The 21,879-nt window shown below is 45.2% G+C and carries 43 protein-coding genes; all 43 read right to left on the reverse strand.

The genetic code is table 11. The features are described 5' to 3' along the window. Positions 1 to 4: 4 nt before the first annotated feature. Entirely contained in the window at positions 5 to 298 is a 294-nt protein-coding gene (locus MKY95_RS20980; protein WP_339194260.1) for a hypothetical protein, read from the reverse strand. A 54-nt stretch (positions 299 to 352) separates the two neighbouring features. Next, complete coding sequence (locus tag MKY95_RS20985; protein ID WP_339194262.1) at positions 353 to 739, reverse strand: HK97-gp10 family putative phage morphogenesis protein; 387 nt, start codon at positions 737 to 739, stop codon at positions 353 to 355. Positions 740 to 800: 61 nt separating this feature from the next. Further along, positions 801 to 1,388, reverse strand: coding sequence for a major tail protein (locus MKY95_RS20990; RefSeq protein WP_339194263.1), 588 nt, complete (start codon positions 1,386 to 1,388; stop codon positions 801 to 803). A gap of 411 nt (positions 1,389 to 1,799) precedes the next feature. After that, complete coding sequence (locus MKY95_RS20995; RefSeq protein WP_339194265.1) at positions 1,800 to 2,147, reverse strand: phage head closure protein; 348 nt, start codon at positions 2,145 to 2,147, stop codon at positions 1,800 to 1,802. Further along, complete coding sequence (locus MKY95_RS21000; RefSeq protein ID WP_339194267.1) at positions 2,098 to 2,361, reverse strand: hypothetical protein; 264 nt, start codon at positions 2,359 to 2,361, stop codon at positions 2,098 to 2,100. The genes MKY95_RS20995 and MKY95_RS21000 overlap by 50 nt, the downstream gene beginning before the upstream one ends. After that, positions 2,315 to 2,629 (reverse strand): head-tail connector protein, encoded by a 315-nt coding sequence (locus MKY95_RS21005; RefSeq protein ID WP_339194269.1) that lies wholly within the window; start codon positions 2,627 to 2,629, stop codon positions 2,315 to 2,317. Before MKY95_RS21005 ends, MKY95_RS21000 begins: the two co-directional genes overlap by 47 nt. A gap of 20 nt (positions 2,630 to 2,649) precedes the next feature. Next, entirely contained in the window at positions 2,650 to 2,880 is a 231-nt protein-coding gene (locus MKY95_RS21010) for a hypothetical protein (protein ID WP_339194271.1), read from the reverse strand. A 50-nt stretch (positions 2,881 to 2,930) separates the two neighbouring features. Then, on the reverse strand, positions 2,931 to 4,070 hold the full coding sequence (locus tag MKY95_RS21015; RefSeq protein WP_339194273.1) for a phage major capsid protein: 1,140 nt from the start codon (positions 4,068 to 4,070) through the stop codon (positions 2,931 to 2,933). Next, positions 4,063 to 4,833, reverse strand: a complete 771-nt coding sequence (locus tag MKY95_RS21020) for a head maturation protease, ClpP-related (RefSeq protein ID WP_339194274.1) — start codon at positions 4,831 to 4,833, stop codon at positions 4,063 to 4,065. The genes MKY95_RS21015 and MKY95_RS21020 overlap by 8 nt, the downstream gene beginning before the upstream one ends. Positions 4,834 to 4,842: 9 nt before the next feature. Beyond that, positions 4,843 to 5,991 carry a phage portal protein gene (locus tag MKY95_RS21025; protein ID WP_339200024.1) on the reverse strand — a complete coding sequence of 383 codons (1,149 nt, stop codon included), beginning with the start codon at positions 5,989 to 5,991 and terminating at the stop codon, positions 4,843 to 4,845. A gap of 136 nt (positions 5,992 to 6,127) precedes the next feature. Continuing rightward, positions 6,128 to 6,382 carry a Gp49 family protein gene (locus MKY95_RS21030; RefSeq protein ID WP_339194276.1) on the reverse strand — a complete coding sequence of 85 codons (255 nt, stop codon included), beginning with the start codon at positions 6,380 to 6,382 and terminating at the stop codon, positions 6,128 to 6,130. A 20-nt stretch (positions 6,383 to 6,402) separates the two neighbouring features. Beyond that, positions 6,403 to 8,181 (reverse strand): terminase large subunit, encoded by a 1,779-nt coding sequence (locus tag MKY95_RS21035; protein ID WP_339194278.1) that lies wholly within the window; start codon positions 8,179 to 8,181, stop codon positions 6,403 to 6,405. Continuing rightward, entirely contained in the window at positions 8,153 to 8,470 is a 318-nt protein-coding gene (locus tag MKY95_RS21040; protein ID WP_110000805.1) for a P27 family phage terminase small subunit, read from the reverse strand. The genes MKY95_RS21035 and MKY95_RS21040 overlap by 29 nt, the downstream gene beginning before the upstream one ends. Positions 8,471 to 8,652: 182 nt before the next feature. Further along, positions 8,653 to 8,970 carry an HNH endonuclease signature motif containing protein gene (locus MKY95_RS21045; RefSeq protein ID WP_339194282.1) on the reverse strand — a complete coding sequence of 106 codons (318 nt, stop codon included), beginning with the start codon at positions 8,968 to 8,970 and terminating at the stop codon, positions 8,653 to 8,655. 340 nt (positions 8,971 to 9,310) lie between these two features. Next, entirely contained in the window at positions 9,311 to 9,601 is a 291-nt protein-coding gene (locus MKY95_RS21050; protein WP_339194284.1) for a hypothetical protein, read from the reverse strand. Between the two features lie 160 nt (positions 9,602 to 9,761). Next, a complete protein-coding gene (locus tag MKY95_RS21055) occupies positions 9,762 to 10,202 on the reverse strand; it encodes a hypothetical protein (protein WP_339194286.1) in 441 nt (146 codons plus the stop codon). Further along, entirely contained in the window at positions 10,171 to 10,554 is a 384-nt protein-coding gene (locus tag MKY95_RS21060; protein WP_339194288.1) for a hypothetical protein, read from the reverse strand. Before MKY95_RS21060 ends, MKY95_RS21055 begins: the two co-directional genes overlap by 32 nt. 111 nt (positions 10,555 to 10,665) lie before the next feature. Beyond that, a complete protein-coding gene (locus tag MKY95_RS21065; protein WP_339194289.1) occupies positions 10,666 to 10,920 on the reverse strand; it encodes a hypothetical protein in 255 nt (84 codons plus the stop codon). A 149-nt stretch (positions 10,921 to 11,069) separates the two neighbouring features. Beyond that, complete coding sequence (locus tag MKY95_RS21070) at positions 11,070 to 11,804, reverse strand: hypothetical protein (RefSeq protein ID WP_339194290.1); 735 nt, start codon at positions 11,802 to 11,804, stop codon at positions 11,070 to 11,072. Positions 11,805 to 11,807: 3 nt separating this feature from the next. Then, the gene (locus tag MKY95_RS21075; protein WP_339194292.1) at positions 11,808 to 12,809 is read right to left on the reverse strand and encodes a hypothetical protein; all 1,002 of its coding nucleotides are present in this window, start codon (positions 12,807 to 12,809) and stop codon (positions 11,808 to 11,810) included. Beyond that, positions 12,809 to 13,237: a hypothetical protein gene (locus MKY95_RS21080; RefSeq protein ID WP_339194293.1), complete on the reverse strand. Its 429-nt coding sequence runs from the start codon at positions 13,235 to 13,237 to the stop codon at positions 12,809 to 12,811. The genes MKY95_RS21075 and MKY95_RS21080 overlap by 1 nt, the downstream gene beginning before the upstream one ends. 28 nt (positions 13,238 to 13,265) lie before the next feature. Further along, a complete protein-coding gene (locus tag MKY95_RS21085; protein WP_339194295.1) occupies positions 13,266 to 13,643 on the reverse strand; it encodes a hypothetical protein in 378 nt (125 codons plus the stop codon). Between the two features lie 128 nt (positions 13,644 to 13,771). Beyond that, positions 13,772 to 14,224, reverse strand: coding sequence for a hypothetical protein (locus MKY95_RS21090; protein ID WP_339194296.1), 453 nt, complete (start codon positions 14,222 to 14,224; stop codon positions 13,772 to 13,774). A gap of 608 nt (positions 14,225 to 14,832) precedes the next feature. Then, entirely contained in the window at positions 14,833 to 15,372 is a 540-nt protein-coding gene (locus tag MKY95_RS21095) for a sigma factor-like helix-turn-helix DNA-binding protein (protein WP_339194298.1), read from the reverse strand. Between the two features lie 15 nt (positions 15,373 to 15,387). Continuing rightward, complete coding sequence (locus MKY95_RS21100; RefSeq protein WP_339194300.1) at positions 15,388 to 15,594, reverse strand: hypothetical protein; 207 nt, start codon at positions 15,592 to 15,594, stop codon at positions 15,388 to 15,390. An 11-nt stretch (positions 15,595 to 15,605) separates the two neighbouring features. Further along, on the reverse strand, positions 15,606 to 16,400 hold the full coding sequence (gene thyA, locus MKY95_RS21105; RefSeq protein WP_339194301.1) for a thymidylate synthase: 795 nt from the start codon (positions 16,398 to 16,400) through the stop codon (positions 15,606 to 15,608). Further along, positions 16,400 to 16,621, reverse strand: coding sequence for a hypothetical protein (locus MKY95_RS21110; RefSeq protein ID WP_339194302.1), 222 nt, complete (start codon positions 16,619 to 16,621; stop codon positions 16,400 to 16,402). The genes thyA and MKY95_RS21110 overlap by 1 nt, the downstream gene beginning before the upstream one ends. Beyond that, on the reverse strand, positions 16,618 to 16,806 hold the full coding sequence (locus MKY95_RS21115; RefSeq protein ID WP_339194304.1) for a hypothetical protein: 189 nt from the start codon (positions 16,804 to 16,806) through the stop codon (positions 16,618 to 16,620). The genes MKY95_RS21110 and MKY95_RS21115 overlap by 4 nt, the downstream gene beginning before the upstream one ends. Then, the gene (locus MKY95_RS21120; protein ID WP_339194306.1) at positions 16,793 to 17,113 is read right to left on the reverse strand and encodes a hypothetical protein; all 321 of its coding nucleotides are present in this window, start codon (positions 17,111 to 17,113) and stop codon (positions 16,793 to 16,795) included. The genes MKY95_RS21115 and MKY95_RS21120 overlap by 14 nt, the downstream gene beginning before the upstream one ends. Beyond that, the gene (locus tag MKY95_RS21125; protein WP_339194307.1) at positions 17,110 to 17,373 is read right to left on the reverse strand and encodes a hypothetical protein; all 264 of its coding nucleotides are present in this window, start codon (positions 17,371 to 17,373) and stop codon (positions 17,110 to 17,112) included. Before MKY95_RS21125 ends, MKY95_RS21120 begins: the two co-directional genes overlap by 4 nt. After that, the gene (locus MKY95_RS21130; RefSeq protein WP_339194309.1) at positions 17,349 to 17,567 is read right to left on the reverse strand and encodes a hypothetical protein; all 219 of its coding nucleotides are present in this window, start codon (positions 17,565 to 17,567) and stop codon (positions 17,349 to 17,351) included. The genes MKY95_RS21125 and MKY95_RS21130 overlap by 25 nt, the downstream gene beginning before the upstream one ends. Then, the gene (locus tag MKY95_RS21135) at positions 17,564 to 17,977 is read right to left on the reverse strand and encodes a YopX family protein (RefSeq protein ID WP_339194311.1); all 414 of its coding nucleotides are present in this window, start codon (positions 17,975 to 17,977) and stop codon (positions 17,564 to 17,566) included. Before MKY95_RS21135 ends, MKY95_RS21130 begins: the two co-directional genes overlap by 4 nt. Next, positions 17,974 to 18,132, reverse strand: coding sequence for a hypothetical protein (locus tag MKY95_RS21140; protein WP_339194312.1), 159 nt, complete (start codon positions 18,130 to 18,132; stop codon positions 17,974 to 17,976). Before MKY95_RS21140 ends, MKY95_RS21135 begins: the two co-directional genes overlap by 4 nt. Further along, complete coding sequence (locus MKY95_RS21145) at positions 18,129 to 18,356, reverse strand: hypothetical protein (RefSeq protein WP_339194314.1); 228 nt, start codon at positions 18,354 to 18,356, stop codon at positions 18,129 to 18,131. The genes MKY95_RS21140 and MKY95_RS21145 overlap by 4 nt, the downstream gene beginning before the upstream one ends. Continuing rightward, the gene (locus tag MKY95_RS21150) at positions 18,353 to 18,805 is read right to left on the reverse strand and encodes a YopX family protein (protein WP_339194316.1); all 453 of its coding nucleotides are present in this window, start codon (positions 18,803 to 18,805) and stop codon (positions 18,353 to 18,355) included. The genes MKY95_RS21145 and MKY95_RS21150 overlap by 4 nt, the downstream gene beginning before the upstream one ends. 66 nt (positions 18,806 to 18,871) lie before the next feature. After that, entirely contained in the window at positions 18,872 to 19,123 is a 252-nt protein-coding gene (locus MKY95_RS21155; protein ID WP_339194317.1) for a hypothetical protein, read from the reverse strand. 13 nt (positions 19,124 to 19,136) lie between these two features. Then, complete coding sequence (locus tag MKY95_RS21160) at positions 19,137 to 19,580, reverse strand: hypothetical protein (RefSeq protein ID WP_339194319.1); 444 nt, start codon at positions 19,578 to 19,580, stop codon at positions 19,137 to 19,139. A 52-nt stretch (positions 19,581 to 19,632) separates the two neighbouring features. Beyond that, on the reverse strand, positions 19,633 to 19,881 hold the full coding sequence (locus tag MKY95_RS21165; protein ID WP_339194321.1) for a hypothetical protein: 249 nt from the start codon (positions 19,879 to 19,881) through the stop codon (positions 19,633 to 19,635). Then, positions 19,878 to 20,246: an HNH endonuclease signature motif containing protein gene (locus tag MKY95_RS21170; RefSeq protein ID WP_339194323.1), complete on the reverse strand. Its 369-nt coding sequence runs from the start codon at positions 20,244 to 20,246 to the stop codon at positions 19,878 to 19,880. Before MKY95_RS21170 ends, MKY95_RS21165 begins: the two co-directional genes overlap by 4 nt. Next, positions 20,230 to 20,973, reverse strand: a complete 744-nt coding sequence (locus MKY95_RS21175) for a hypothetical protein (protein ID WP_339194325.1) — start codon at positions 20,971 to 20,973, stop codon at positions 20,230 to 20,232. The genes MKY95_RS21170 and MKY95_RS21175 overlap by 17 nt, the downstream gene beginning before the upstream one ends. A 16-nt stretch (positions 20,974 to 20,989) precedes the next feature. Then, entirely contained in the window at positions 20,990 to 21,457 is a 468-nt protein-coding gene (locus MKY95_RS21180; protein WP_339194327.1) for a hypothetical protein, read from the reverse strand. Positions 21,458 to 21,494: 37 nt separating this feature from the next. Further along, entirely contained in the window at positions 21,495 to 21,626 is a 132-nt protein-coding gene (locus MKY95_RS21185) for a hypothetical protein (protein ID WP_339194329.1), read from the reverse strand. A gap of 41 nt (positions 21,627 to 21,667) precedes the next feature. After that, the gene (locus tag MKY95_RS21190) at positions 21,668 to 21,850 is read right to left on the reverse strand and encodes a hypothetical protein (protein WP_339194331.1); all 183 of its coding nucleotides are present in this window, start codon (positions 21,848 to 21,850) and stop codon (positions 21,668 to 21,670) included. Positions 21,851 to 21,879 lie beyond the last annotated feature (29 nt).

Below are 21,879 nucleotides of genomic sequence, written 5' to 3' on the forward strand. Positions count from 1 at the left end.
ACAATCACTCAGCGGTGGCAGATTTTAGAATCTCGTCAGCCATCGTCACCAATGTATCCGGATCTGTTTCAGAGAAGATTCTGCCGACATCCTCAACGGTCAGAGAACGATCTTCATGAACCAATCCAGCCCAAAACCAGTTGCGGATAGCTTTCAATTTTCCTGTTTTGAGGGCTTTTACGGCTTCTTCTTTTGACCCGTACAATTCTTCAAGCTCGATATATGCGTTAAGATCAAAAACGAATCTGCGTGGCTTATCCAACTGAACTTTTACATCCGTCACTTTTGAAACTGACATAATCTTATTCCTCCTTTTATGAACATAAAAAAGAGAGAGGTTAACCCTCTCCCATTAATTAAGTGCTGCTCTGAACTCCGCCGCCATGAACTGCGCCACTCTCGCTTTTTGTTCGTGAAAACTCGGATAAATGAATGGCTGAGCATTCATCTTGCTCGTCCCGAACTCCAAAAAGTGCGCTCTCCATCCCGTAGCCTTACCAGGTCCGACTGCAACATACTTATCGCCATCTTTGGAGCGTACGCCACTCACCTTGATATCATCGCGGATATGCAAGTGGTCGATGGTGCTGACTGGGACCTTATCACGCTGAGCAGCGGCAAATATCTGTCCGCCCTCTCTCAACGCTTTGTTCTCCAGTTTTTTAGCTCCATCTCCCATCTTCTGGCGTATCGCTGCAAGCATTTGATCAACGCCTTGCAACTCAACTCTGCCAGCCATTATCCGCCTTCCTCTTCTTCGCCACCGTCAACCGGAGGATCAGGCACTACAGGCGGTGGCGTTACGCCTTTGGGGACGCCGGCACCGTTGTGAACCAAGCAGCAATAGCCGCCGCGCTTTCGACATTACGGCTGTCTGCACGTACTCTCCATTCGCCATCATAGATACGTTTAAGGAACGTGCCTGTGATAGTTGGTGTCTGGAATTCGATTTCACCTTGTTTTGTTGTTGCTTCTTCTGTTGGCAAGGTGAATTTGCCTTTAAGCAACCAAGTGTAGACGAACGATCCATCAGACATCGAACGACGGAAGCCAAGTGCAACTTCAGGCGCTTGGTCGTCCGAGTTGTCCCAAAGCAGTCCAGTGTCAGCGTCAATTTTGGACCCTAGCAAGTCCGCTTGTTGTTCCAAATCAAGGTTTGCAACACCAATTTCAACCTCAATTTCACTCAAAGCGTTCGCTGTGATGATAGGACCGTCATTTCCGTGCAATGTAGCTGATTCAACGGTTGGTGTTACGTTTGCCGTGATTGCAGGCAAGAGGGCCTTTGGTGTTTCGTATACTGGTGCTTCGGTTGCTGTGTCTCCAGACAATAATTTAGCGTAGTAAATATCCTGCAAACCTACAGGTACGGCGATTTTGTCAGCCAAATCAATCAACTCCTAATTGTGTTTTTTTATAACGTAAAACCCTGTGATATGTCTTTGTATCAGACTCATACAGGCTCTGTGTACCACTTCGTACAAAACCTATACTCTCCATGACACGATTGACTGCGAGGGATATCTTGGACGGATTACTGTTGTGCCAAACGTCAATATGAAAGTGAATAGCACTACTCACTGCCTTGTCCCCGGCGTAATTGTTATCGAAGTTGGTCAATTCGAAAAACGTCACGCGAGGTAAAGAGATGTCCGGCGCAGCGAGAGGGTAGACCTTTGTGGCACCCTTTGAATCCTTTCCCAAGAGCGCAATCAATTCCGTATCATTTCGAAGCGCTGAGAGTATTACGGGTTCCAAATCAATTAACATAAAATAATCACCCTTTCGCCTGAATGCTCTTACCCATTCAGCCTTTCCTCTAGCGCCATAAGGTGCGTTTCGGTCCGGTCGCCAAAGGGGTCATCAAGTACAGCCGTTATATTGCAAATACGACCGTTATTCAGATCAACAAACCGCATACTGGGCAATATGTCTTGTCTGTACCGGATTTTGTACCTCAAAGTAAGTTCTGCATTAGCGGCCGCAGCCGCAAAAAACTCACGACCCCTTAGTGGCTCCCGAGATGCGTACAGGGTAAATATATCTTCCCATTCACTCTCAGGCGCTACAGGGTAACCAGATTCGTCCTCTGTTGGCTCACTCCGCTTTTGCAGGAGTATCCTTCTGTTCAGCTTGGCCGGATTCATTTACATCACCGCCTGGATCGTCTGACTTTCCTTTTCCAGCGTTAGACTTTCCACGGCCGGACTTTGTTTTTGTATCCTTGATTTCATCGCCTATATACCCCTCTTTTTGCAGGTGTTCAGCTCTTTCCAAGTCGTCCGTTTCGTAAAAGTCGCCTTGGGTGTAGCGTTTATATTTCGGTTTCTCCCGGAACGTCTTCTCCACTTGGTATTTCAATCGGATTCCCCCATTCCTTGAGTTGCAAAATGATGGATTGTAATGCAAAGTTGATGCTCTCAATCTTGATAGCTGGGTTGCGGTTTTCGTAATTCAATGCAACGTGCATCATGATAGCCAGGCGATACAGAGCCTTGTTCGACTCTAGTACGCCTGCGCCAGTCAGATACTCCTTTGCGGCATCAACTAAAAGAGTGAGGATCTCATCATCCTCACTCCCGTCGATTCGTAGATATTTTTTCAACGTTTCCATTGGTAAATCAACCATAATTAATACCCCTCCCTTGATTAAGGCGTAGGGTCAGGCTCCCAATCCAAAACAGCAACGTAAGTATCGCCTGATTTCATCTTGGCTTCAAACGTATACTGTCCGGCTGGGCTGGCAGCGCTGAACCAAATGGACCCATCATCCTCAGGAGTAATCGTTACACCATCTTGCTTGATGTAATCGACATTTGCAGGTGTAAGGGATACAACAGCCCCGTCCTGATCCAACATTTCAAACTCAGCGTGCATCACGCCGCCGCGCTCTCCCTCTTGACCTGTTGGATTAAGAGTTGCGGTTAGGGCTAGACCTTTTTTGCAATACGGAAAGCGGATTTCAGCTTGATACGGTGGTCAAACCATGCAGTCAAGACGAAATCCCAGATACCCGTACGAACGTTTTTATCGCGGTCGTACATGATTTGCGGGTCGTAGTTGAAGTGTGAGTAACGGAAGTCTCCAACAATCGGGCTACCGACCGCTGCGTCACAGAAGAAAACAGGTTTACCCAAGATTTGCTCAGGTTGTGCAGTATAAAGCGTAGCACTACCGTTCGCCAATACCTCGATGATGTCCATGTAATCTGTGTAAGCCATGACGATAGAAGCATTCTCACGGAAGTCTTCTGGCAAAGCAGCCACCGCTTTTTTAATGGCGATGTAAAGGGATGCCCCTGTAACTTCTGTAATCGCGTTTTGAGTGCTGTAGAAGGACATGTGCTCTTCCCCAACATTCGGAGTCTTGGCAAATACAACTTTCTTCTCCTTTGCTGCCAGACCGCTACCGAGCGCGCCGTCGATTGTTTGCACCAAGTTCGTGTCAGTCGCTGCAAGGATCGTTTCCGATACCGGAGCGAACACCTTGAATTTGTTACGTGTGAAGGTTACTTTACTACCTTCGGACTTCAACTCTTTACCAACCTCAGTGTCTTCGATAAAAGCATCATCATCCAGCTCGAACGCGATTTTCGGAATCTCAAGATTCGTCACTGTCGTGAACATGGACAGGTCACGCAATGGGTTACGAACGAATGGCTCATGTAACAACTCATTGAACATGGTTGTAGGCAGGATGTTTTCTCCACCTGTAGCGTTACCATCACCCAGCGCCGCACGAACCTCAGGAGATACACGATCACCTTTAACTGTCGCACGAACGAGGGAAGCTTTAGCAGCCGCAATCTTGGCTTTAGGGTCGCCAGCGTTGTCCAAAGGTCCTTGTTGGCCCTTCAAGGATGCTTTTTGATCAGCTTCCATGGAGTCATGCTCTTTTTGCAGGATGTCGAAACGAGCCTGCAAGCCTGCTGCCTTGGATTCCAATGCTTTGATATCTTCGAGGTCAGTTTCCGGTTGGGAAGCTTTCGCAAGGATATCCTGTTTTGTTGCTGCCAAAGAGTTACCGATAGTCATCAAATCATTTTTCACGTCGAACAGTGTTTTAGCCATTAATAATACCTCCCAGGTATGAGTTTAAATTTTGTAGATCCATTCCGGCGTTCTCTCTGACCCGCTGGAGATATGCTTTTGTTTCATCATCATTACCACTTGCCTGCGGTTCGTTCGGCTCATTGAGCTTTGCGACGATATCCTTTGGCACGTTTCGATACTTGGCAAATAACTCTTCACTGATCGATGCAGCCGTTTGGTTTGCCGCTTCAATTACATCGCACAAACCGTAGTCCAAGCACTCTTGAGCCGATAACCATGTCTCAGCATCAAGCAATTCGGTGAGTTTAGTGTCTTCCAGCTTGTCTCCTGTCTTAGCGAGGTAGCTTTCTTTCATCGAACCACCGATACGATCCAGGTCGTCCGCGGCTTTACGAAGTTCAGCGGCATTTCCCCATGTAAATGTCCATGGGTTGTGAATCATCATCATAGCGTTGCGCGGCATACGCACCTCATCACCAGCCATTGCAATAACGGAGGCTATTGAAGCTGCCAGACCATCAACGTAGACAATCACTCTTGCCTTGTGACGCTTGAGTATGTTGTAAATTGTTACGCCCTCAAACACGGATCCGCCGGGTGAGTTGATGTAAAGGTTAAGGGTTGTAATGTCGCCAAGGTTGTCCAAGTCGCGTTTGAAGCTGTTCGCGCTGGTATCTTCATCGTCCCACGCCCATGAAACGATGTCCCCATAGATGTACAACTCTCCAATCCCATTAACAGCGGCTCTAAAATCCCAATACTTCTTGTTTTTTTCGCTCATTTTTCATTCTCACCCCCTTTCGTTGGAGTTTTCATTGTCAGGCGTAGAGGGTTTACCTGCTGTTGCTTTACGTAATGTCGGGTCCATACTCAGCGGGTACATGTCACCGCTAATCCATAACTCGTCCGCTTTCGGGTCGTTCACTGGAGGGAAATCCTCCAACCTACGAATCTCATTCGGTTTAATTCCCGCCCCACGGATCATCATTTGATAGAACGCAGTCCTTGCCGCCATGTCACCGCGCAGCAGGCCGCCCATATTGAGTTTGAAATAATACCCGGCCCGTCTTTCCTCAGCGGTGAGTAGTTTGCGGTTAAATTCTTGCTCATACTGGCGAACATCCGGAGTAAGCTTCATCTGCACAAACTGGATCATCATTTGTTCATTGGATGAGTAACTCTGACCCTCGGTATCGTTCAGAAAGCTGACAGGGATATTAAAAACGTTGGCGACCCGTGAACGCGTAATGCGTTCGGATGCCAACGTATCTGATGAAAAGTATCTTTTTTCAATATCTTTGATCTCAACGCCAGGTTCTTGGAACAAGATCCCGCCATTCTCCTGATAGAACCGTTTGAAGTCACCTACAATCCGCTCTCTCTTTTCTTTATCTACGTTAGCTCCGTAAGAAAGAATAAAGCTGTCCTTTTTTTGCATTTCAGATAGGCTAAACTCCTGAACGGATTTGTCATACTCAAGGGTGTTTCTTAGAACCTTGATCGGGCTTATACCCTTCCATCGTGTCGCCCCTGTAATGTGCTTAACGTGCAACATGTCCATGTTGTGAACGTAGTACGTCTTGTTCACGCCCTGGATCATATACCACAGTACGTTGTCATCACTGTTAATCATCGGCGTTACAGATAAAGGATCAACGGGAGTGATACTAACAGGCTGCATTCGTAAATCTCTTTCAATAATGGCGTAACCATCTCCACTTTCATTCCTGGACACTTCCATCTTATTAAGCAGCTCCACACCGCCCATGTTCGGGTTTGGTGTATTGATAAGCAGTTCAGCTGAGTTATGGTCAGTCACAACGTCATATTCACGGTACAGCCGCAATGGAAGTGCTGAAATTGTGTTTGCCAAACGGGTTATCACACTAAATATCGTTTCGTTGTTGGCAAGTTCACCATTCTCCACACCCCAAAACATACGTCCTGCCCATGAAGTGAAGTCAAACCCTGCGCCTTTCCATGCAGATGTAGCGCCCTTCACAGCACCTTTGACCGCGCCCCGTAATCTTTGATGCCATTTCAAATTCTCACCCCCTTCCTAGACTGCGCGCCAGTTAGGCGAGTGTGTTTTGAAGTTTGTACCCTTCCAACTCCCAAATCTTGTTCTCGATACGGGATTTTGCGATATTAAAGCCGATTTGTTCTTCATAGTTACTCGGATCTACACAAGCTGATTCACCTACAACAGTAAATCCGTTTGGAAGCTTCGCAACTACCAAACACTGCTTACCAAAAATCTTGTGAAACACCTCGTATTCGGAATTTTCCATAATCTCCTGAACTTGCTCTTTGGTCACTGTGTTAGCCATAAATAATCATCCTTTCAATATTACAAATCGTTGATGGAGATGAATTGTATTTCTCCGCTACCCGCTGGCACAACCATACGTTTCATGACCTCTGTGTGGGCATTCAAAAAGGCCGCAAAACCGTCAATTTTACGGTAGCGGCCTATCTTTGTTGGTAGTTTATTGCGATTCCTGTCTTCAACCATCTTTACGTTGTTGATGTACCAACGGAATAATCTGTTGTTATTAAAGATTACTTTCCCGTCAATGAACCTTTCTTTCACATCGTCAACGGCCGGTCCTAGTGTTAGATGTCCTTGCCGAACAACCTCAGTCTTAAATCCGTAGTTGTTGAGTGACTCAACCAAACCAAAGGCCTTAGCAGGGTCATACGTTATCATCTCAATGATATATTTCTTCGATTGCTCAACGAACCAATCATAAACAAGCTCCTTACGTATATATTCCTCATTTACGATGGTTAAAAGGCCTGCCTCTTCATATTCCCTAAAAGGAAGTTTTTCATTGTCCAAATTAACTTTCTTTATAGGAACCCAGGTATGGGATATTACGAAAACCTCACCAGTCTCAATGATTGGGAATTCCAAACACGCGCTTGTAAAGTCTTCCGAGTCAGATAAGTCAAATCCCCCGATACAAGGAACATGTTTAAATTCTTCCGGATCTCGTTCCTTCTTGTTTTTCTTTAGGGTGGCAAAATCCAAGAAAGATTCATCGGCATTATCAACGAAGATATTGAACTGTTTAGTGATAAAGTCGGATCTTTCTGCAGGTGTACGCTTGTCCTTCTCCCAGTCTTCCCTCAGCGTAGGCAGGTGCAATGATACACCCATACTGGGATTGGCTTTGATCCACAGATCCGGCCGATCAAACTCGACTTCAGAGTCTAACTCAGCCATAAAGTAAAATGTCCGTTCGTCCTCAATAACCTCATCCAGCACATCAGTTGCCTGCTCATAATAATTCATCAGCGGTCCATCTAACTGATACCCTGCTGTGGTTATATAAAGGATTAACGGTTGTTTTCTGGAGCCGCGAGACTTTTTGATAACGTTTATGAGCTTGTAATCCTTGAATTCGTGAATCTCATCAAATACACCAAGGTGCGTATTCAAGCCATCCAGCTTTTTGCTATCACTTGCCCGAGCTTCAATCTTTGATTTTGTTTTGTTGTACTTGATGGCATCTCGTAATGCTACAAAGTTTTTCCGCAGCGTAGGAGATGCCTCAACCATGGCTTTTGACTCATCGAATAAGAGTTTAGCCTGATCCTTTGCATTGGAAAGAAGGTAAACCCTAGCTCCGGATTCACCGTCTTGTGATACAGCATAGTTTGATACACCGGAAATCATGGTTGTCTTACCATTTTTCCGTCCAAGAAAAATAATTCCTTCACGAAACCTTCTTATGCCTGTATCCTTGTGGACCCAACCAAACAGAGACCCGATACAAAAGTGTTGCCACGGTTGAAACACCAACTGATCATAATCGCCCTGTGAAGGTTTACAGAACTTTTCGATAAAACGAATCGGCCTATGCCCTGTTTCCTCAACGAAAATCCATGGAAAGTGCTTTGTTCCCTGTCTTTTCAGGTCCCTCAGATGCCTTTTGGCGGCTAATACTACCTTTTTACTGGCGATTATCTGACCGTAAACGACCTTATTTGCATACTCCGTTGTTAATAGTTGGTCAGAAGGGTCGGCCAAAATGTTCCCTGTCCTAACCTGCTCACTCTCCCACTCTGTATACCATTCTTCGAATTCAAAGGCATTAGAAGTCGCTAAGGTCGTCATCGTCATCAGCATTCACAACCTTTTTACGCTGAGCAGGCGTTAATCCAAGAGATTTAAGCAAGTTGTTAAGCGTTTGGACTGTTTTGGTGAGCTCTATCGAAAGGGGGTTCTTAACTAAGTTAGTCGCCCCTGCTTTGTTGGTATATTCGTACATCAGATCTGACTTATCTATCTCTTTTTTGAGTCTTGAGTAGAACGCATGTGTTTCGATGTACAATTGAATGATCTGTTCGTCTGATGCCTCGTAAGAATCACCAAGATATTCTTTTATTTGTTTCGCAGTAGGTGCTGCCATCCGGTACCCCCCTTTCATGAAAAATTACCCCTCGGTGTAAACGAAACTCCCACGCCGGTCCCGGTACTGATCTGGATCGATTTAAAAGGGTAGGGGGGCTATGTTCTGTTCCCCGACATCCTTTTGTTACTCTCTCCATAAGGAAGCTTAGAGACACCTCTCAGGCTTTCTAGCGCTGTGTTCTAATACTCAACCCTGTTCGGTGTACTCTTCACTACAGTAGCTCTCATTCGTTCTGTCTTCTTACGCTTCTGTTTGTTCCCTCTCTCAGGGTGTTCTTTGTTGTGGCATGTTGGACAGATGCTCTCTAGGTTGTCCTCTTCTAGTGCTAGATCTGGGTGATCCTCCAGCGGCTTAATATGATGGACTGTATTGGCGGTTGTTATCTTCTCTGCTCTCATGCATGGCTGACATAGGTAATGGTCACGCTCAAGGATAATCAATCTGCATTTCAACCACAGTGTTGATTTATAAAAAGGATTTACTTTTTTCTTAATCATGATCGATTACCACCATGGGTTAACGCCATGCTTGATGAGTGCAACACACTGGCGATTGAATCTACGCATCTTGTATCCCATTCGAGCAAGCGTACTTGTGGGTTGTTGACCATAGACCTTTACCAAATAGTCCAGCTTTATTTCGTGTAAATCTCGTTTGATAAATGTGTTATCGATCAGGCATAGGTTAGTACGTCCCCAACGCTCATATGTGGAGTATGCATAATAACACCCTGGTATCTTGTTGACGTAGTCATCTAGTTCCTCGCTCAACTCGATTAGTTGATTTGAGTTCTGCTCTGTTACAATTATGAATCCATTCTTCTCTAGCCATCTGCGCTTACGCTTCTCCTGTCTGATCATTAGTATCGCCTCCGTTAATGATTGATGATAAAGCATCAGCGTTGCCATACATCAGTGCAGGGTTGGCACGCCGTACCTCTTCTGATACCTGTACCTTCAGCGCCTTGACTTGAGAGTATCCCATAGTCTTGATCTGTTGCTTAGCGTGATACTTATCCATGAGGTATACAGATAGTTCATCAACCAGATACAGTTCATCACTTATCAGTCCATGAGGTGTTGACCCATCATTTGTTGCTTTAGGTTGTTGAGCGATTGGTTTGATCATCTTCATCCCTCCTGTACCTCATTAGCTATATCGTGTATCAGCATGCCCAATACACATATCGAGATTGATGCTAGAGTTAGATGGTTGATTAACATCAAAGCACTGAATCCGTACAACATCCCGGCTATGATCTTAATGGAGTAGGCTATTCTCATCCTTCTCATCTATGATTACCTGTCTCGTCGATAACCTCAGATTTATTACCATCAAGGGTTAACCAATCCATTAGTGCGCCTGCACTCTCTTCCCATCCTCTCAATCGCACTACCTTGTCCGGTCTTAATCCATCAACGTTACCACCTGGACCAATGAACCTAACCTTAGCGTTAGGGTTGTACTTATGCTTAATGGTTTCCCACATAGCCTTACCTTGTCGGAACGTGCCGCATAGCACAATAATGTATTCTCTCGGTTGATAAGCACCAACGATTGTTCCAGCAGAAACATTTAGATCACGTAACCACTGCATTGCATCGTCTCTTAATCCAGTAGGCATACGTTCATCCATTACTATCTTGGATACCACACCAAGAAACTGTTTGAACACTTCGGTGTCCTTGATACTCACGTCAATGGTCAGACTCTTTCGTTGATCTTCCATCACGTTTCACTCTCCTTTCGAACAAGCTTTCAATGCTGAGGCATATGCGTCCTATGGTTGTAGGGAATACAAACCCGTACAGATTCAACCGGTGCTTTCGTTTAAGCTCATGGAGCGGTGTCTCTTCAAAGTACTTATGTGTGTAGAACATGAAGTCGCCATTGTATTTTCGGTACAATTGGAAAGATCCGACTATCCGTTCTTGTCCCAGCTGTTTTGCACCTTCGTGTGTACGCATAGCTTCTCTGATGACTTGAAGGGTGATCGGCTTTACACCATTACGTTTAAGCCAACTCATCTTTCTGTCGTCTACAATTCCTGGAGGTGGTGCAACTGTACGTTTAATAACCATCACTATCCCTCCGTTATGTTTATTGGCATGACAAAAAGCCACCTATGTAAGGATGGCTTTGATTAATTCGAACCGCCATTATGGGCAGTATGTATGTATGCATATCTATTGTTACCGCCATTCCTGCTTTTCAGCCCATCCATGATTACAGTCCAGGCACTTGTACGCCTTCGGCATAATGAACACTACTGGAGATATCAGTATCATAGAGATAGCTACAATCATCGCAGGCCACATGATTAACCCTAGCCAGATCAAGCAGCTTCCTCCACCTAACAGAAACAGGAATAGAAACAGTTTTGTTTGTCGTTCTTGTCTTGCCGATCCGCATTTCGGACACTCGATCATTGTCGTTGTTGTTTCCATAAACTACGCACCTCTTTATGATTTATTCTCATAATAGAGTATACTGCATTTCTTCATATCAAGTTCCGATTATTTCCATACACAATAAGAGTAAGCCCTACTTCGCTGCCACCTCTACAGCTTTTCAGGCATAGATTTACCCTTTCTTTCTAGTTACTCCACAACTCAACTTTAACTTTAGATGTCTTGATGTAACGTTCTGGTTGTTCTGCTGGCAGTCCCAATGGACTCAGGCGAGCTGTGCAAATGTATTCTCCAGGTGTAAGCAATCCAGTGATTTCTTCATATGCTCCCACTTGGTCGTCATTCATAACGAGCACGAATTGCCTTTCATGTGCCGCGTTGTACTGCTTACCAGTGAGTAAAACCAAGGAAATATTTTTTCGGTTCTGTCCTTCGTCACCTGCAAGTCCGACCGTATGCAGGGCCATTTTGATAGGTCTGTCGACGTTTCCACCAGCTCCTGCTGAACGATAAATCCTGATCACCGCGCCAGCTCCCGAGGTGTTGGATTGCAACATCGTAATGCCTGCGGTGCTATCAGATGTCTTTATGCCTATTTGCGCGGTCTGCCATGTATTTCCGGTGAATTGCAATGATTCAAGGGTGAATTTGATAGCTGTGAATTTGGTTGGATCGAATTTAACCTTGGTACGGATATCGGCGTATGAATTGTTTGTTCTGGGAGCTGTAACAGTTATTTCACCTCTGCCTGGTAGCGGTTCGAATGTCGTCCCTGCTCCCACGACCTCTGCAGCATCTGCCGCGAGTTTAGTTGCAGTTTCAAGCCATGCCGGGATTGTTCCGTCTGTGAAATCAGCTACCAAAGACTTGTACACCTTGCCGTATGGGATCAACTTACCATCAGGTCCGGTAATGTGCATGCCCTACACCTCCACTGAGTAGGCAAGGCCCACATTGTTGTCCGTATTGTAATACACATAGATTGTCCCATCGAACACCGCAACGGTCATAGACTGCATGTTGGTTGTTTCCCAAGGCAGTGTCGGAATGTCCATGATAAGTTTCGGCTTGTCCTTGAGTGTTCGCCAGTCATCCGATATTAGCGCAATGGCTGGACGCGCTACGGTTGCAACTCCACCAGAAGCATATGCAGAAAGCATCCCTAACCACCACGTTTGACCACGGTAGACAAAAAGCCCTGCATTGGATCGCGAGAAGTTTTCCACCGAGTTTAAAGTTGCATCATTTCCGCCAAGCATCATTCTAGGGTCACACAACCACTGTCTCCCGTTGTGGGATATCCACATCGCTTTACGCCCAAAGTCACCGCCGCCCATTACAGAAAACCCGTACCATTTTTCTGCTGTACGGAACACTGCGAAATACCCTGTGTGGCCGTCTCCCGGGAAGTTAGGCGGCTTATCAAGCAAAAGTCCGACTCTTGTCCATGTAAGCATGTCCGTAGATGTCGCAAGTGCTGTAGATTGGTTTATGCCGAGTCCGCTTTGTTGATAGTACATGAAGAACAGTTTTTCCGTCTCGTTCCACATAACAAAAGGTGTTTCTGTTGAATTGCCTTCAACCGTATCAACGTATACCTCACCATGTCTGGTCCACGGTCCTTTAGGATCGTTGGCATAGGCCAACCCGATACCACCACGGGCATTATGGTTCGTTGAATATGTTGCATAAAATCTACCTTTGGCGTTCGGAATTAAGTGGCCCACCTCGATAGGTCTAAACCAATACATACTCCCAGTCTGCGCCTTTGCCGCTGTGTAGATCGGATCACCCTCAAGCTTCTTGAACTGAGGGATGTATTGTTCTCTACCTTTGGTGTCTGAAAATCCATAAGGTGCGATTCCGCGATTGGCTTTTTGGGCTTCACCCATCGCCGCCGCTGCTATTAAGCCATCCTTTGACATTATCCAACCACTCCTTTGATGGACAGTGTTCCGCCACCTGTTGGAGCCGTGTATTCAACTCTCAACTTGCATCCTGCCGGGATGGTGTAGGTTACAACATCACCCACATTTGCGCTTGTGACTTGAGCAATGCTCACATTTTGTCGTATGCCTGGAAGAATGCTTTGTCTATTGTTAATGTCGATCAAGAACGTACTGAACGTACCCGTTGTTGCCTGATTGGAGGAACCGTAGTACACCGTAATATCAGTGGATCTTTCTACAACTCCTGACGCTGGATACATTGCACTTCCCACTGCACTACCAGCACCCAAAATAGAAACTGTTTGTGGGGTTGCAGCTCCTCCTCCTTCTCCCGAGCCAATTTCGTCTCCATTGACCACAATCACCTTCGTTGGTCCGCTCTCTGGATGCGGCTGAGTATACATGACCATTACCTCCAATATAATTTAGTTTTCAATCAACGTCTTGGGCGGTTGATACCCATTCGTTGAGGTTTAACTGCGGGAATATCATAGTCCCTTCGAATGGCTCAGGATGTCCGATTCTCATGTGTTGACCAAACCTATTCATTAAGTCCCACAGCTGGAATCTTGTGTAACCATCGTCATCAGTCTTTAATTCCAGTTCTCCTAGACCAATGCCGCCGTTACCTTGTATGTGTGAATTAAGCTCTCTCCGCTGTTCCTGCATAATCTCAATGCCCACTTCAGTCAACTTCACTTTGACCTCGTCATTGAAATTGATTATCACATCCACACGTATAACCTCCTGTTGATTAAAGAATCTGTCAACGCCTTGTTTGTAACCGTCCAGTCGGGGTCGAACCAACATGTCGGCGCTTGGCTGCGCTCTGCTTTACCTTTAAGCTAAAGACGGATAATAGTACTCATTTGGATCGTGAGCGCAATAAAAAAAGCCGCCCTACTTTTGGCGACTTCTTCGATCCGTATATTAAAGCGCTAATTATTATGCTTGTAGTACTCGGCGATGAACTTGTCCCAAAATTCATTTTCCACTTTATGAGTAACTTCTCCCTCACTGTTAGTGAAGGTTACCAAGCGGTTCGCTTTATCGAATTTTTCAATTTTCGTAACGTTGACAACCACTTCCTCGGATATCCTTACGAATTGTGGATGTTGTTCCATCATCTCTTCCATAAGCGTTTCATCATCCTTGGCTGTAGGAACAATGTAATACTCGTTTCCATCATTCATCTCAGCCACTACCATTTCACCGGAAGCCTTGAGCTGCTTTAAGTTAGGTTCAAACAATTCTACGAAGTCATCTTCCGTAAAAGAAGATCCTGGAGTTTTCAACGGACTTCTTTTAACCGGAAGACCCAAAAATCCAATGTCTTCTTTCAGTTTCCTTCTCAATGTATCAAAGAACTGTTTTTCTTGCTGTTTATCCATTGTAATTCCTCCCCTGCTGCATATGAACAACATCATAATCATACCCACTGATGGACATGATAGGCAATGGAGAGTTTTTCATGTGTAACACAAAAAAAGAGCAACGGCGCTTGACCGTCACTCTCTCGTATTTGTTGTTGATGTGGGCAAGGGACTTTCACCCCTGCATGCAAACTTTGCTGTTTGGCTATTCGCCTGCTCCCTTTGTTTGCGTAACGGGCTTATCCGCGTCTTTATTCCGCCACCACATCATTTTTCCCCTCATAACCTCAAGCTACGCAACTGAGCGTAACCCTCAAGCAGTTATAACAAGCGTCAGATCCCACATACTCCGGACGGGCGACCTGATTTCCGCCACGGACGCATATTTTCTTTTCTCACATATATGCATGTGTCCGGTATGTGCCCCGGCAGGCGTATGTGATGCGCTAATGCGCTGTTCACCATCGGAGGGCCGCCTTTTACAGCGGCTATAGAAAAAGTTATGGATACCATATATAAGAAAAACCTATAGTGAGAGAATTATTTATTCTCTCTACCTATAGGTGGCATTCGTATGGGGAATTTCGGCGTTTTATTTCCGGTGAATTATTTGAAAAATTTATTTATTACTCATAGCCTCCTAAAAATAGGCTTTGTTGTAAATCTTCTGAAATTTTATGCTGTGCATTTTTAACGTAACTCTGTACCGCGCTCTTGCTAATGTTAAGCGCCATTGCAATATCAGCGAACGAATGACAATCCCCGTGCTTCATTACATAGCATTCTCTCTCCCTCGGTGACAACCGTGATAGCGCATCTTCTATCTGAAACAATTGCCAGTCAGATAGGTTTGCGCTACTTCCGGCATGGCCTTGTTGGACGTATGCTTGCATCTTGAGCGGATCTACTAGCTTCTCACGTTGATATGCCGCTAATCGTTCAACACCTCGTTTGTTGCCTGGTCGTCTGCCTGTACTCAACCACTCGATTGCGTAATCACAATCGGATACCATCTGAGCAATTAACTTTTTATCTGATTCATTCTCATTAGCTTTAGCCCGGTCATACGCTCTATTCGCTATTCTGCGCGATTCTTTATAACTGGAGACTGTAGCTTCTCCAAAGCCGTCTATGCTTACTTCTGGACTAAGCTGAGCCGTTGTCATTCCTATTCTCCCCTTTTACATAAAATCGAATATAGTTGTTTGACCTTCTTCTACATAATCTGATGCATCTATAATGAGTCCCTGATCAAGCCATTCCTTTGGTGCATCCTTTTGGTAATGCGGCCATACCGACACACCTGATACAGATCTAGACGGGTTTTTAGCCGCTGCTATATCTGTCCAGACCCAATGTGTTTGGGCTGTAACTTTTTCTCCGCTCATATGACCACTCCTTACACCGATACAGGCGCTTTAATAGCCGGGTGATGTTTATACCCGATAAACTCAAAGTCGTCGTATACGTAATCGTCGATGCTCTCTGGCTTACGTTTGATGCATAACCGTGGGAGTAGATATGGTTCGCGTGTCAGCTGCTCTTTTACTTGGTCAATGTGGTCGTTGTAAATGTGTACATCTCCACCGGACCAAATGAATTCTCCTACTTCCAAATCACACTGTTGAGCGATCATATGTGTCAGTAATGCGTAGCTGGAAATATTGAAACCAAGGCCAAGGAACGAATCCACTGAACGCATTGTTAGCATGCAGGATAGTTTTCCTTCTGCCACGTAGAACTGATATGCAAAGTGGCAAGGTGGAAGTTTCATTTGGTGTATCACTCCGACATTCCAAGCACTAACTAGATGACGTCTTGAATCTGGATTATTTTTGATGGATTCGATTACCTGCTTGATTTGATCAATCTTTTCTCCGTTAGGCGCTTCCCACTTTCTCCATTGTGCACCATACACTGGACCAAGATTTCCGAATTCATTTGCCCAAGCATCCCATATTTTTACGTTATTATCTTGGAGATATTGGATGTTTGTGTTCCCGCTCAGAAACCACAGCAATTCATGCACCACAGATGGCAGGTGTATCTTCTTCGTTGTTATAAGAGGGAATCCTTCAGATAAATCCCATCTCAGCTGTCGTCCGAACACTGATAACGTCCCTGTGCCCGTCCGATCTCCCTTTGGTTTGCCGTTGGTTAATATGTCTTGTAGTAGTTCTTGATAGTTCCTCATTAGGATGCACACCCTTCACAAGCAACGTAATTGTCGCCGACTTTCTTACTGATCGCGATGACCTTGCCCAACTTGATATCGGATTCATCTGTGAACTCCAGATCTGCAATACGGGCAACGATCAGGAAAGCAGCCTCTTCTTGTGTTGGTGCTTCCTGGCTGAATTCCGACTTTGACTGATTGGATATAACTTCATATTCAAATGTATATCTCATATTCATTTTGTATCCTCCAAAAGTTTGAGATCAGTAACCCGGACAGATCCGGTTAAAATCGGATTATCCCATTTCACATATGCTTTTCCGAAAATAGATATAGTAGTAACGATTCCGCTGCTATGTTTTTTATGCGTTACTCTATCGCCTACGTTAATTTTTGGAACATTGTCTGGATCAATTGTTTTCATCCTTTGTATCCTCCTTGGGTATAGACTCCCTACCCTCTAATTTCAGACGACTTACTCGTATAGAGCCTGTGTAGAGCAAACGATCCCAATCCACATAAGCAAACCGACCATCAATTGAGATAATAACAACCTTTCCAGCACACTTGTGATCTTCACTCCACACTCTATCTCCGACTTTAATTTTAGATACATCCTCTGGATCGTACTTACCTCGTTCAATCTTATCCAATACCCACGAGTGTATTTCTGATGGTACATCCTCGTTCGCTAAGTCATACAGCAGCTTATCTGCATCGATCAGTTTCATGCTTTTTCCCTACCCTCTCCCAAAGCCTCCGCGATATTTTTATGTGCTAATCCGTAGAATTTGTTATCCATTAGCTTTAGCGCATCTTTTAGTGCCTTTTTAAGTTGATCCCTTTCTGTTCGTAACTGATAACATTCAGATTCTAGTCTACATTCATAGCAAGTTCCGTCTTTGGTTCTAAAATGACTACACATTTCAAACTGTTTTATTTCAGGAGGCCCTTGAAGCAGGCTGTCTATGAAATGTTTATTGCTGCCCATGCTCTCACTCCCTTCGTCCATGGACCTCGTCTTTCATTTATAGTCATTCCGTGTGTGTGCATCGAAGCATAGTGACCGCCTACCCACTTCACACCCAAGTCCTCCGGCATGTAAATCTCTCCGGTACAAGAGATGACCGCGAACCCTTCATGGCTCCAATGAGCCGCTTCTACCAGACATCCGATTTCCCTCATGCTTCATCCCTACCCTCTAGTAAGTGTGGGTGTTCATATATGTTGCCTATTATCTCAAATTGATCTTTAGGCCATATCTCGTGTGGAGTTTGCCTTTCCTCTTCATAGAAATCCCAAAAGCATCGGTCTCGCCGGACAACTGCAAGAAAAGGCTGTTTGTGCTCAGAGTATCTATCGATTACTGTGTATCCGATATCCCCTTCGTATATCTCAATTCCATTCTTGTCCTTTAGTCCGGTGTACTGCATATATTTCAAGTGGTGCAACGTCCGAAACTCTTCTTCACCCTCAGTAATATCTGTTGCTTCAATGCCTACGCCCGTCAGTTCGAACACTACATCGCTCTCTTCACCTGCATGATACATTTTGCCCTTAACGTCATCCCACGCTCTAAATAGTATCTCTCTCATGCTTCTTCCTCCCCAGGTAGGTTGATAACCTCGTTTTCTCTATTCGCTGCTTCCCATGCACTCTTGCATGCTGGGCATTCTTCACCGTCCATGTACATACCACTGTAGTCATCAATCTGTGATGTACAGATTCCTTGGCACATTTTTATGCTCATTCTGTATCCGCTCCTTCCCCACCCAACTTGCTTTTGAATATCAACTCTCCGGCTGCGCATTCGTACTGCTTCTCGGTCAAATCCATATGCATGCTCACAGCATCTACAACCTGTTTCGTGACTTCTATTTTTGTACTGAATGTTTTGCCGCCATCATTGCTGTATCCGGCGTATATGGCTCCTGTGATCGGGCTGGTGGATATGATTAGTTTATTGAGACTCATTGTTCCGCTCCTTCCTTGGGAGCCAACAACTCAGGGTTTTCGTAAATGTTTCCTATGACTTCATAGCTTATTACCGATGGATCGCTCTCGCTTTTGAGCCAACTCAAGGCGTTCATACCGCAATCCACCCATGGTTCCAAGTCAAACGCAGGATAACCTCGATTTGCTACATATTCAACTACGCCGATGTAATAAGGATTGTCGATGTAATTTGTATCAAAATTTATCCGCTTTATATCTGACTCGTAAACGTCTTTTCCATTACTATCCTTTATGCCAACGGGCCACATCAGTTCAAAATCACTCAGCCGGAGACGGTGGAAACCTCTGCCGTCCATAACCATGTACACGCCGATAACCTTCGTTTCAAAGTTGATGCTTTCCACGCTTTCCGGTTGAATCATAACGCCCAACGGTTTGTACCATGCACGCGGTGCTTTTATATTCATCTTGTATATCCTCCTATTTGGGGAGACCAGACCAAAATATCTTGATACGGCCTCGCTTCGCTTAGTTTATTCAGCCGATTGATCGCCTTCGGCCAATTCCTCGACGTCCTCTTGCTCTCCAACATCCATTACAAGCGTCAAAACACCGTTCTTAACAACCTTTGCAAGCACAATGCCCGTAACTTTTATAGTCTTGATTCCTTCTGCCTGACAGCGAGTATGTTCGATCATTCCTTCACCAACAAAATCCCAATTCTCGTCCTCCCAGACAAGCTCTCCGCAACGCTGGCACGATCCGAACATAACGCCACGAGCCATCGTCTATCCCTCCCTATAAGTCCAGTACAGCCAATAACGCGGCTTTGCATCGTTGTGCCGGAGTTGCGTGGATGTAATCAAACATCCCAACGTATTCTCCTGTTCCGACCACAACCCGTTTTAATGATTCACAATATTTAGCTTGTAACCTCAGTTCCACGATCCTTTCTTCTACTGCCCATGCATCAAACATATCTTCTGAATATTTCGAGTACAGTTCACGCCGTACAATTTTCAGCCCTCTTTCTGGACCATGTTTTTTATCGAATTCTAGCCATTCATCTGCTTCAGACTGATAATTGAAATCCTGATGAATGACAGTTTCTTCTTTGTTCATGGCGTACCATTTGATTTCTGGATTTTCTTTGACCACGCACTTGCCAACAAGTGCGTCCAATTCGCGGCACGGAATCATTCCAAGAATCAGTTCTTTTGTCACTTCTGCTATTTGTGTCATCTATATATCCTCCTTAGTAGGGAGAGGCCCAAAGGACCTCATTCCTCTTTTTTTAGTACAGGATGCACAGTGCATCGGGATCATCTTCTTGGAAGTCCTTGTATTCCTCGCCAGCCTTGCGTGTTGCACTTAGAGAGTCCAATGCTCTCTCGATATACTGATCAGAGACCGTGTAGATTACAGGCGTTTCGCCTGATGCGAGGAGTAACTTAACTTTTTCCAAAGACGTCACCTCGCCGTTCAAGTTGATGTATTGCCCGGCGCGCAGGTCGTTGATATGAATCGTCTTGATGCCCTTCATTGGTTCCCCTCCCCTACTCTCTCAAACCAAAACAACGGCTTAATTACCTCAGTCTCCTGCACAAGCCCGTACCGCTTGGCTACGATGTACTGGTTGTGATATGAGTTAAGCGACTTTACAAAATCCGCTATCTTTTCTCGGAACTGTTCAATGGTCAGCGGCCCCTTTTGGAGATTGCAGGAGGCGCAGGCCGGAACTTTATTGTCATCGTGGTCCAAGTGTGGGTTGATGCATGTATCAGTCCACCAATCCCGCCGAATAGCTTCAACGTGGTCGGCATGCCAACCCTTTTCCCCGAGCTGGGAGCCGCAGTAAAAGCAGCGTCCACCTGTTTTGTCGTAGATGGCTTTACGCTTTTTGTTCACTGTTCCCCTCTCCTTTCTGACCCACCAAACCTATGATCTTGCGGAATGCATCAAACTCTTGATCAGCAAGATCTAGATCGCTCGAACTCAGGTCTCCTAGAATAATTAATTGATAAAGTTGTTCAGCGTGATGGTGTAAGCCTGATATGGATTTCCGTATCTCTTCAAGCTTCTTGTGGAGTTGTCGGGACTCTCGATGGGCTTCCTCAAACCGATTCCGTTCGTTGTGATATTTAAAGAGAAGATTGCGTCGAGGTTCGTCCATGACTCGCTTGAACTCTTCTAGTTCTTTTTTGAGCCGATCCCGTTCAACAATTGCCGCTGCTGATATAGCGACCTCATCCGTTATCTGTTTGGTTAATATTTCTTTGGAATTTTCTTTTACTATAATTTCTTTGCGCAGCCGCTCATTCTCGACATTTCTGGTGTGCACCATGTCTTTCAGGACCATGATGTCTTCCTGCAAGCTTTGTTCCTGTTTGAGCAACCAATCGATATATTCAGGAGCCTTGGCGATCAAGTCAGCGTCCGCTTCACGAATGTAGGTATATTCAACACCAACTCCAAAAGCGTGCCCTACAATGCTGTCTGGTGCTTTGAGTTGAGGGTGGTCATACTCCGTTCCGATCAGAGTTTCTTCATGTTTCCCTAGTTTGGAGCGATACACTTTCCAAGGCCCCGGTGTAGCTGCCACCAACGCTTGTTTGATTTCTTCCTGCTTACTCATGACTGTTCTTCCTCCCTCAAATGATTTCAAATTTCAACTTCTTCCGGCGTTCGTTCAAGAGCTTCGCCTTCGCTTCCTTCCGACCCACTGGATGTATTTGCCGAGCCATGAAACTTACATATAAGTCCGTACCTTTCAGGCTGATTTCCGTATATTCCAGAATCTTGTATCTCTCACCGCGATATGTCGTTGTTGTTCCGAGGTTCAGATCACTGACCTTATCCCACTTTTCATGCCTGAGAGTTGCTTCCATTTCTATTTGATGCGGTTCTGGGTAAGCTTTACCTTTGCTCACGAAGTCGAGTATATCCAGCCGTTGACAAGTGTAGCGAACCTTCAATACATTGCTGTGTCTGTTTAACTCGAAGCCTTCAATGCCCAGTACAAGCCTTGTTTCACCGCCTGATTCGTAAGTGTCGCCAATCTTGTATGGCTGTTTGAAAAGTTTGAATCTGCAAATCGTTGTTATGAGAGGATCAGCCATCTTGTATATCCCTCCTTGGTTAGAGGCCGGAGCCTCCTCAATCAGCTGAATTTTTCAACTCGTTCACTTCTGCAGCACAATCTTCGTCCGACATGGTTTCAAGCAGGCTTTCCTCATACCCAATCTCACGCAATAATTTCCGGTCATCGAATTCATTCGTTTTGCTCATCTGTGTTATCTCTCCTTTGGTGGGCTATGCCCATATATGATTTACCGATACAAGTCGATGTTGTCCAGCCCGGTCCAATACACTTTGCCTATACTGTCACGCACACGCACATTAACCTCGCCGTTTTCGGCTTGTTTGGCATCAATCACTGTCACATATCTTGTGTATGAACCTTCTTGCCCGATTAACTCCCTTACCTGTTCAGCGGTCAGTTTCTTTTCCATGTTCATCCGCTCCTTTGTATGGTGGGAAG

Origin of the sequence: Paenibacillus sp. FSL P4-0176 (assembly GCF_037975265.1) — a bacterium.
Taxonomy (GTDB): Bacteria; Bacillota; Bacilli; order Paenibacillales; family Paenibacillaceae; genus Paenibacillus; species Paenibacillus amylolyticus.